Source organism: Luteibacter sp. P4_E6 (assembly GCF_056401535.1).
On the sequence record NZ_JBFUJE010000468.1, the window covers coordinates 1 to 3,080 of the forward strand.

General features: G+C 61.8%; 3 protein-coding genes. All 3 read left to right on the plus strand.

Annotated elements, in window-relative coordinates; genetic code table 11:
- On the plus strand, window positions 1–1,543 hold a 1,543-nt coding region (locus AC1DT2_RS19310), incomplete at its 5' end, for a molybdopterin dinucleotide binding domain-containing protein (RefSeq protein WP_477298090.1).
- Between the two features lie 10 nt (window positions 1,544–1,553).
- Window positions 1,554–2,468: a formate dehydrogenase subunit beta gene (fdxH, locus tag AC1DT2_RS19315; protein ID WP_063570793.1), complete on the plus strand. Its 915-nt coding sequence runs from the start codon at window positions 1,554–1,556 to the stop codon at window positions 2,466–2,468.
- Window positions 2,465–3,080 (plus strand): formate dehydrogenase subunit gamma (locus tag AC1DT2_RS19320; protein WP_477298092.1); only part of this gene is annotated, 616 nt, incomplete at its 3' end. The genes fdxH and AC1DT2_RS19320, both read left to right, overlap by 4 nt.

Here is a 3,080-nt window from a genome sequence, read left to right on the forward strand (position 1 = left end):
CCAGAAAGCCCTGTGGGGCGACGCGGCGACGAAAGAGAACAACTGGGGCTACGACTGGTTGCCCAAGCTCGACGTCCCGCTGTACGACATCATCAAGGCCTTCGAGATGATGAACAACGGTGAGATGTCCGGCTACATCTGCCAGGGCTTCAATCCACTGCAGGCCTTCCCCGATCGCGGCAAGATCCGCCGCGGCCTGAGCAAGCTGAAGTTCCTTGTCACGATGGACCCGCTGGATACGGAGACGTCCCGCTTCTGGCAGGACTTCGGACCGCAGAACCCTGCAAAATCCTCCGACATCCAGACGGAAGTGTTCCAACTGCCGGTGACCTGCTTTGCGGAAGAGAGCGGCTCGCTGGTCAATTCGGCACGCTGGCTGCAATGGCACTGGAAAGCCGCCGAAGGCCCCGGTAAGGCCATGTCCGATATCTGGATCATGAGTGGCATCTTCCATCGCCTGCGCGAGATGTACCGGAAGGACGGCGGCGCCTTCCCCGATCCGATCTTGAACATGTCGTGGAAGTACACCAACCCGATCGCGCCTGATCCCGAAGAACTGGCCAAGGAGATGAATGGCCGTGCGCTCGCCGACCTCACCGATCCGGTGACAGCTGTGGTGACCAAGGCAGGCTCGCAACTGGATGCCTTTGCGCAGTTGCGCGACGATGGCACGACGGCGTCGGGTTGCTGGATCTTCGCCGGCTCGTTTACCGAGAAGGGCAACCAGATGGCCCGCCGTGACGCCACCGACCCTCGCGAGCAAGGCATCGCACCGAACTGGGCGTGGGCGTGGCCGGCCAACCGGCGCATCCTTTACAACCGCGCCAGCGCCGATCTGGACGGCAAAGCCTGGAACCCGAAGAAACCTGTTATCGAGTGGAACGGTACGCGCTGGGCCGGCATTGACGTGCCTGACTACGGTCCGACCGTGAAGCCCTCCGATGGCGTCGGACCTTTCATCATGAACGCCGAAGGTCTGGGCCGCCTGTTCGCCCTCAACCTCATGGCCGAAGGTCCGTTCCCGGAGCACTACGAGCCATTCGAGTCGCCTTCGGAAAACGTGCTGCATCCGAAGGTGCCCAACAACCCGGTGGCCCGTGTCTTCGCGGACGATCGTGCGTCGTTCGGGCACCGGCGGGACTTCCCGTATGTCGCGACGACCTACCGCCTCACCGAGCACTTCCATTTCTGGACCAAGCACGCGCTGATCAACGCGATCCTCCAACCGGAGGAATTCATCGAGATCGGCGAAGTGCTGGCGAAGGAAAAAGGCATCGCGCAGGGCGGCTGGGTGAAGGTCTCGTCCAAGCGTGGCGAAGTGATCTGCAAGGCGTATGTCACCAAGCGCATCAAGCCGRTGACGGTCGATGGCAAGTCGACGCATGTGATCGGCGTGCCCTTGCACTGGGGCTTCACCGGACAGGCCAGGAAGGGCTACGGCGCCAACACGCTGACCCCGTCGGTGGGTGACGCCAATACACAGACGCCCGAGTTCAAGGCGTTCCTGGTCAATATCGAACGCACCGCCGCTCCGGCCACCTGAGGCGAACGTCATGTCTGATCTGCAATCGCAAGACTACGTACGCCGCTCCGCCACGACGATGACGCCGCCCGCGGCGCGCAGTCATGAGGACCAGGTGGCCAAGCTCATCGACGTGAGCCGCTGCATCGGCTGCAAGGCCTGCCAGTCCGCCTGCATGGAGTGGAACGACCTGCGTCCGGAGATCGGTCACTTCGAAGGCTCCTACGAGAATCCCATGGACCTGGGGCCGAGCGTCTGGACGCTGATGAAGTTTGCCGAGTACGAGAACGAACAAGGCAACCTCGAGTGGCTGATCCGTAAGGACGGCTGCATGCACTGCGAAGATCCGGGTTGCCTGAAGGCATGCCCTGCCCCGGGCGCGATCGTCCAGTACGCCAACGGCATCGTCGACTTCATCAGCGACAAATGCATCGGCTGCGGCTATTGCGTGAAGGGGTGTCCGTTCGACATTCCCCGCATCAGCAAGACGGATCACAAGTCGTATAAGTGCACGCTGTGTTCCGATCGCGTTTCCGTGGGCCTGGAACCCGCCTGCGTAAAGGCCTGTCCCACCGGCGCGATCATGTTCGGCTCCAAGACTGACATGACGAACTGGGCCGGCGAACGCATCGAGGACCTCAAGTCACGCGGGTTCGAGAAAGCCGGGCTCTACGATCCGCCGGAAGTCGGTGGAACGCATGTCATGTACGTTCTGCATCACGCGGACAAGCCATCGCTGTATTCGGGCTTGCCCGACAAACCGCGCATCAGCCCGGTCGTCGAAGTGTGGAAGGGCATTCTCAAACCGCTGGCGGTGATCGGCATCGCGATGGCCGCCGTGGGTGCCTTCTTCCACTGGACCACCATCGGCCCGAACGAAGTCACCGATGAAGACGAGGCCGAAGCCGCCCGCGTGCTGCGTGAAAAAGAGGAGGAGTCGACATGACCCGCCCGGCGAATGCCATCACCCGCTATACCACCTTGAACCGCGTCAACCACTGGATCAACGCGGGCCTGTTCATCCTGTTGGTGCTGTCCGGCCTGTCGATGTTCCACCCGATCCTGTTCTTCCTGTCCGGGCTGTTCGGCGGAGGCCAGTGGGCACGCGCCGCCCACCCCTGGTTTGGCGTGCTTCTGGTGATCAGCTGGATCGGCATGATCATCCAGTTCTGGCGCGCAAACCTGCCTTCCAAAGACGATATCGCCTGGTCGAAAGCGATTGTCCACGTCGTCGCCAATGACGACGAGCATGTACCGCCTATCGGCCGCAACAACAGTGGCCAGAAGCTGGTGTTCTGGTCGATGACACTGCTTATCCCCGTACTGTTCGTCACCGGGTTGCTGATATGGGAAGTGTATTTCGGCGAGGCCACCTCGATCCCGGTGCAGCGCGTGGCCGTACTCATCCATAGCCTGGCCGCGATTTCCGCCATCCTTGTCTGGGTCGTCCATGTCTACGCGGCCATCTGGATCCGCGATTCCGTGCGCAGCATGACCCAGGGTTACGTCACGCCGGGCTGGGCGTGGCACCATCATCGCAAGTGGTTCTACCAGTTGG